This is a genomic window from Rhodoplanes roseus (assembly GCF_003258865.1).
GTDB classification, from domain to species: Bacteria; Pseudomonadota; Alphaproteobacteria; order Rhizobiales; family Xanthobacteraceae; genus Rhodoplanes; species Rhodoplanes roseus.
The window spans coordinates 1-6,529 of record NZ_NPEX01000301.1 but is presented as its reverse complement, the minus strand read 5'-3'; the positions used below and the strand labels follow the sequence as shown (position 1 = coordinate 6,529).

At 70.0% G+C, this 6,529-nt stretch carries 6 protein-coding genes; 4 read left to right on the top strand and 2 right to left on the bottom strand.

Going from position 1 to position 6,529, the window contains the following annotated elements; translation table 11 throughout:
- The 4 genes from CH341_RS26405 to CH341_RS26390 all read left to right on the top strand — a co-directional run.
- Positions 1–1,904, top strand: a 1,904-nt coding sequence (locus CH341_RS26405) for a DNA translocase FtsK (RefSeq protein ID WP_111421943.1), incomplete at its 5' end; no start/stop codon positions are given.
- A 147-nt stretch (positions 1,905–2,051) separates the two neighbouring features.
- Positions 2,052–2,825 (top strand): outer membrane lipoprotein carrier protein LolA, encoded by a 774-nt coding sequence (locus CH341_RS26400; protein ID WP_245431262.1) that lies wholly within the window; start codon positions 2,052–2,054, stop codon positions 2,823–2,825.
- Positions 2,826–2,963: 138 nt separating this feature from the next.
- Entirely contained in the window at positions 2,964–3,986 is a 1,023-nt protein-coding gene (locus CH341_RS26395; RefSeq protein ID WP_111421941.1) for an alpha/beta fold hydrolase, read from the top strand.
- 69 nt (positions 3,987–4,055) lie between these two features.
- Complete coding sequence (locus CH341_RS26390; protein WP_111421940.1) at positions 4,056–4,871, top strand: exodeoxyribonuclease III; 816 nt, start codon at positions 4,056–4,058, stop codon at positions 4,869–4,871.
- 33 nt (positions 4,872–4,904) lie between these two features.
- Here CH341_RS26390 and CH341_RS26385 read toward each other — a convergent pair whose 3' ends face one another.
- Both CH341_RS26385 and CH341_RS26380 read right to left on the bottom strand, forming a co-directional pair.
- Entirely contained in the window at positions 4,905–5,360 is a 456-nt protein-coding gene (locus tag CH341_RS26385; RefSeq protein WP_111421939.1) for a Crp/Fnr family transcriptional regulator, read from the bottom strand.
- A gap of 226 nt (positions 5,361–5,586) precedes the next feature.
- Positions 5,587–6,273, bottom strand: a complete 687-nt coding sequence (locus CH341_RS26380; protein ID WP_111421938.1) for a response regulator transcription factor — start codon at positions 6,271–6,273, stop codon at positions 5,587–5,589.
- Positions 6,274–6,529 lie beyond the last annotated feature (256 nt).

The following is a 6,529-nucleotide window of genomic DNA, read 5'->3' as shown; positions in this document are numbered from 1 at the left end:
CGCCGCCGCCCGTACGCGATCCCGACGCCGAGGAGGACGAGGAGGATTCGCGGGCCTCGATCTCGCTCGGCTTCCTGGTGCATTCGGCGCTCAGCCTGAAGGCGCGTGCCCTGCGGCTCGCCCGCCACGGATTCTCGACCGGCATCAAGCTGGTGAAGACCTCGCGCGAGCCGGATGTCGACCACTTCGCGCTCGAGCGGCGCGAGCCGCGCTTCGAGGGCGACACCGGCGACGTCGCCGAGCGACGCGCCTACGAGGACACGCCGCCCTTCGACGAGGCCGATCCAGTCGAAGCGGTCGACGCGGACGAGGACGACGAGCCGCCGACGCCCAAGCGCGCCAAGAAGCCGCCGCCCAAGAAGCCGCCGCCGAAGGCGAAGGCCAGCGAGTACGAGCTGCCCGGCGTCGAGCTGCTCGCCGCGCCGAAACCCTCCGACCGCCACGCCCCCTCGATGGACCTGATCAAGGCGAACGAGGCGGCGCTGCAGACCGTGCTGTCCGACTTCGGCGTGCGCGGCGAGATTCTGGACGCCCACCCGGGTCCGGTGGTGACGCTCTACGAACTCGAGCCGGCGCCCGGCATCAAGTCGTCGCGCGTGATCGGGCTGGCCGACGATATCGCCCGCTCGATGAGCGCCGTGTCGGCCCGCGTCGCCGTGGTGCCGGGCCGCAACGTCATCGGCATCGAGCTGCCCAACGCGAAGCGCGAGAAGATCTATCTGCGCGAGATGCTGGCGGCCGAGCAGTATCACGACTCCTCGGCCAAGCTGCCGCTCTGCCTCGGCAAGACGATCGGCGGCGATCCGGTGATCGTCGACCTCGCCCGCATGCCCCATCTGCTGATCGCCGGCACCACCGGCTCGGGCAAATCGGTCGCCGTCAACACCATGATCCTGAGCTTGCTGTACCGGCTGCGGCCGGACCAGTGCCGGCTGATCATGGTCGATCCCAAGATGCTCGAACTGTCGGTCTACGACGGCATCCCGCACCTTCTCACGCCCGTCGTCACCGACCCGAAGAAGGCCGTGGTCGCGCTGAAATGGGCGGTGCGCGAGATGGAGAGCCGCTACAAGAAGCTCTCCAAGGTCGGCGTGCGCAACATCGACGGCTACAATGCGCGCCTGCTCGAGGCCAAGGCCAAGGGCGAGCGGCTGACCCGCACCGTCCACACCGGCTACGACAAGGAGAGCGGCACGGCGATCTACGAGACCGAGGAGCTCGATCTCGAGCCGCTGCCCTACATCGTCGTGGTGGTCGACGAGATGGCCGACCTGATGATGGTCGCCGGCAAGGACATCGAGGGCGCCGTGCAGCGCCTCGCCCAGATGGCGCGCGCCGCCGGGATCCACGTGATCATCGCGACCCAGCGGCCGTCCGTCGACGTCATCACCGGCACCATCAAGGCCAACTTCCCGACCCGCATCTCCTTCCAGGTCACCTCCAAGATCGACAGCCGCACCATCCTGGGCGAGCAGGGCGCCGAGCAGCTCCTCGGCCAGGGCGACATGCTCTACATGGCGGGCGGCGGCCGCATCTCGCGCGTCCACGGTCCGTTCGTCTCCGACGACGAGGTCGAGAAGATCGTCCGGCACCTGCAGGCGCAGGGCACGCCCCAATACCTCGAGGAGGTCACGGCGGAGGAGCCGGAGGGCGACGGCGAGGCGGTGTTCGACGGCACCGCCATGGGCCAGGAGGGCGGCGACCTCTACCAGCAGGCCGTCCAGGTGGTGCTGCGCGACCGCAAGGCCTCGACCAGCTACATCCAGCGTCGCCTTCAGATCGGCTACAACAAGGCCGCCTCGCTGATGGAGCGCATGGAGGCCGAAGGCGTCGTCGGCCAGGCCAACCACGCCGGCAAGCGCGAGATTCTCGTCGAGGGCGGCGAGGCGGAGGACAGCTTCTGACGGGCCCGCTATGGTGACCTGCCGTCCGGCGCCGATCGCGCCTGGCCGCCTGAATCCGGACCACGCGAGGCCCCCACGGGCCGCGAAATCGCCATAGACCTGGACGACAGGTCTTCTCTCGGGGCAAGGGGTGAATCGGAGATGATCATGCGGACTTCGGGGGCGGCCGCGCTGGTCGGCAGCATGGTGCTCGGGACCTGCCTGCTCGGCGCGACGGCCATGGCGGCGACGCAGTCGATTCCGCTTCCGGTTCCCTCACCCAAGCGGGTCGCCCAGGCGTCCCAGCCGGCACGCGCGCCGCTGACGGCGCCGGCCCTGACCGGAAATCCCGCCGCCGGCAATGTCGTGCCGGTCGCGACTCCACCCCGCGCGGGCGGATTCGACGGCTCCCAGAAGGCGCTGGCCGACAAGGTGAGCGGCTATCTGTCGGGCATGTCGACGCTGGTCGGCAACTTCATCCAGGTCGGCCCCGACGGCGGCCGGACCGAGGGACAGTTCTACATCCAGAAGCCCGGCAAGGTGCGGTTCGAGTACAACCCGCCGAGCCCGATCGACGTCATCGCCGACGGCAACTCGGTCGTCGTGCGCGACCGCAAGCTCGCCACCCAGGACCTTTATCCGCTGTCGCAGACGCCGTTGCGCTACCTCCTGGTCGACAAGATCGACCTGCTGAAGGACACCAATCTGGTGTCGGTCTCGGCCGACGACGTGTTCGTCACGGTCGTCATCGAGGAGAAGCAGGCGCTCACCGGCACCCACAAGCTGATGATGATGTTCGGCGCCAAGGACTTTCAGCTCCGCCAGTGGACCGTGACGGATCCGCAGGGCTACGACACCACGGTCGCGGTCTACAATCTCGACCCGGCCTCGAAGCCCGATCCCGGCCTGTTCAGGATCAACTACGAGCGCGTGCTCCAGTAGCGGCGCGGTCCGGCTGCGACGAGGCGGCCGGAACGGATGCTGCAGTGCGGGTTTGTCCGAGGGGCGCGCCGGCCGGTGCGCCCTTCGCCGTTTCGCGGGACGTGTCCGCGGGCGCATCAGACCCGCGGAGACGTTCCCATGACCCCCATGAAGACGACCTCGACGACCAAGACGCTGGCCGTGACCAAGACCCTGGCCGTCGTGGCCGGCGTGCTCGCCGTCAATGCGGTCGCGGTCGCCCTCGCAACGAGGCGGGCCGAGCGGAAGAACCCGCCCCGCGGGCGGTTTCTCACCGTGAAGGGACTGCGCCTTCATTACGTCGGGGCCGGGCCGGCCGACGGGCCGGCCGTGCTGCTCCTGCACGGCAACGGGGCGATGGTGCAGGACATGGAGGCGAGCGGGCTCTTCGGCCGCCTCGCACGCACGCACCGGGTGATCGCCGTTGACCGGCCCGGCTTCGGGTGGAGCGACCAGCCGCGGAGCGCAATGACACCGGAGGCGCAGGCGGAGCTGCTGGCCGACCTGCTGGGCCGGCTCGGGATCGAGCGGGCCGTGGTTGTCGGGCATTCGTGGGGGACGTTGGTGGCGCTAGCGTTGGCGCTGCGGGCGCCCGACACGGTCGCCGGGCTGGTGCTGGCGGCCGGGTATTACGTGCCGACCCGCCGGATCGACGTGTGGCTCGCCTCGGGGCCGGCGCTGCCGGTGGTCGGCGCGCTGATGCGCCACACCGTGGCGCCGCTGCTCGGCATGCTCCTCACGCCGGCGGTGCTGAACAAGCTGTTCTCCCCCCGCAGCGTGCCGGCGACGTTCCGGGCCGGCTTTCCGGTCGCGATGGCGCTGCGGCCGTCGCAGCTCCGGGCCACGGCCGAGGAATCCGGGCTGATGATCCCGGCGGCCCGGCGGCTCGCCGCCCAGTACGGCGAGATCGCCTGCCCCGTCACGGTGTTCGGCGCCGCCGGCGACCGGCTGGTCGAGCACGAGCAGGCGCCGCGGCTGCACGACGCCGTCGCCGGATCGGCTTTGCATGTCGTTCCGGGGGTCGGCCACATGATGCATTACGCCGTGCCGGACGAGATCGCCGCCGCGGTCGCCGCGATGTCGGGCCCGCCGGCTGCCATGCCCGTGCTGCAGCCGCAGCCGGCCCGCGCGCCCGCCGGTTGACGCAACGGCGTCCGGCCTTGCTCCTGCCCACGTCCGCGCTATCAAGGACGCCTGCAGAGCAAGGTGACGATGCCCCTCACGATCTCGACCTGGAACATCAACTCGGTCCGGCTGCGGATCGAGCTGGTGGCGAAATTCCTGAAGGCGACCCGGCCCGACGTGCTGTGCCTCCAGGAGACCAAGTGCCCCGACGACGCCTTCCCGCTGAAGCGCCTCGCCCGGCTCGGCTACACCCATGTGGCGACCAACGGCCAGAAGGGCTACCACGGCGTCGCCATCGTCTCGCGCCTGCCCTTCGAGGCGACCGACCGGCGCTGCTTCTGCGAGAAGCAGGACTGCCGCCACGTCTCGGTGACGTTCGGCGAGCGCGCCGGGCTGAAGGATCCGGCGACCGTTCACAACTTCTACGTCCCGGCCGGCGGCGACGAGCCCGACCCGCTCGTCAACCCCAAGTTCGCCCACAAGCTGGCCTTCTTGGACGAGATGCGGGTCTCGCCCGGCCTGCATCCGCAGAACGGCGCCCGCGCCATCCTGGTCGGCGACCTCAATGTCGCGCCGCTGGAGCACGACGTGTGGAGCCACAAGCAGATGCTTCGGGTGGTGTCGCACACGCCGATCGAGTGCGAGAAGCTCGGCGCCGTGCGCAGCGCCGGCGGCTGGGTCGACGCGATGCGCAGCAAGGTGCCGGACAGCGAGAAGCTCTACACGTGGTGGAGCTATCGGGCGGCCGACTGGGAGGCCTCCGACCGCGGCCGCCGGCTCGACCATGTGTGGGTCAGCCCGGCGATCGGCGACCGGGTCGCGGCGATGACCGTCACCCGCGCGGCGCGCGGCTGGCCGCAACCCTCCGACCACGTTCCGGTGACGGTGAAGCTCGACATCTGAGCAACTGATGCATCAGTCCGGCCGACTGATGCATCACCGGCCCGATTCGAGGGCCCCGCGCACCTGGGCGATGTCGTCCGCCGTCTCCACGGCGCGCGCCGCCATGTGGTCGCGCAGCCGGAAGGCCGCATCCGGAAACCCTTCCAGCATCTTGAGAAACAGCTGCCGCGGGATGCGCATGACCGACGACGGCTCGGTCGCCGTGGCGGTGACGGGGCGGATGGTGTCGATCAGCAGGGCCATCTCGCCGAGCAGCACGCCGGGCCCGACCGTCACCAGGGCCCCCCCGGGGCGGGGGGGATCGAGCCGGAACGCGCCCTCCTGCACCACATAGCCGCAGTCGGCCGCATCGCCGGCCCGGAAGAGCACGTCGCCGGAGCCGAGCGACCGGCTCTCGCAGCCGATCGCCAGGATTCGCAGCGCGTTCGGCCCCAGGAGGCGGAACGTCGGAACGCTCGCCAGGAAGCCGATATCGTCTTCGATGCTCATGCGGTCGCGACGATGGTGCTGGCCTGGGGCGGCGTCCCGGGGCGGCCGGTTCCGAGAAGGGAGGCCGGCCGCGCCCCCGGCGGTCGGTCCAGTCGAATTTACATCGTGATCGCCGAAAGTGGATTCCCATCTTTCGCGGAAATGAAGTGTAATCCGATAACCTTAAACAGTTTTCCCCGGCTGCGGGCCGTCCGGGCCGGGGCCCTGGCGCCACCCCGCCCGGCGCTCAGGGCACCAGCTTGTAGCCGCCGGCCTCGGTGACCAGGATGGCCGGGCTGGCGGCGTCGCGCTCCACCTTCTGGCGCAGCCGATAGATGTGCGTCTCCAGCGTGTGGGTGGTGACGCCCGAATTGTAGCCCCAGACCTCCTGCAGCAGCACGTCGCGCGACACCGGCTTTTGCCCGGCGCGGTAGAGGAAGCGGAGGATCGCCGTCTCCTTCTCGGTCAGCCGCACCTTGTTGCCCTTGGGGCTGACCAGCAGCTTCGAGCTCGGCCGGAACGTGTAGGGCCCGATGGCGAACACGGCGTCCTCGCTCGCCTCGTGCTGGCGCAGCTGGGCGCGGATGCGGGCGAGCAGCACGGCGAACCGAAAGGGCTTGGGCACGTAGTCGTTGGCGCCGGATTCGAGGCCCAGGATGGTGTCGGAATCGGTGTCGTGGCCGGTCAGCATGATGATCGGCGCCTTGAAGCCGTTCTTGCGCAGGATGCGCACCGCCTCGCGGCCGTCGATGTCCGGCAGGCCGACATCCATGATCACCAGGTCGAACGGGCCGGCCTTGGCGGCCTGCACGGCCTTGGCACCGGTGTCGACGGCGGCCGGCTCGAACTCGTCGTGCAGCGAGAGCTGCTCGACCAGGGCCTCGCGCAGCTCGGTTTCATCGTCGACGATCAGGATCTTGCGGGCATTCGGCATCGGTCGAGGCCTCTGGCGCACGCGCACATGGGACGCGATAGTGCGCGAAGTAGAGCATTCGGGGGCAAAAGAGCAAGCGTTCCGAGCACCGTGCAGGCGGCCATACCCTTGATTCCTCAGACCCATGGACGAAAGACGAAGCCCCGGCCCGGTCCCGGCGGGCGGCTTTGCCGCATCGCGGTAGCCCCGCGCCCCGGCGCCCCGACCCGCGGCTGGCTGGTCGCCGGACCGCTGCGGCTGCCGGTGGCGCTCGGCC

Coding starts and splice junctions, on each gene's coding strand:
- CH341_RS26400 (WP_245431262.1), top strand. CDS start 2,052: ATGCGGACTTCGGGGGCGGCCGCGCTGGTCGGCAGCATGGTGCTCGGG.
- CH341_RS26395 (WP_111421941.1), top strand. CDS start 2,964: ATGACCCCCATGAAGACGACCTCGACGACCAAGACGCTGGCCGTGACC.
- CH341_RS26390 (WP_111421940.1), top strand. CDS start 4,056: ATGCCCCTCACGATCTCGACCTGGAACATCAACTCGGTCCGGCTGCGG.
- CH341_RS26385 (WP_111421939.1), bottom strand. CDS start 5,360: ATGAGCATCGAAGACGATATCGGCTTCCTGGCGAGCGTTCCGACGTTC.
- CH341_RS26380 (WP_111421938.1), bottom strand. CDS start 6,273: ATGCCGAATGCCCGCAAGATCCTGATCGTCGACGATGAAACCGAGCTG.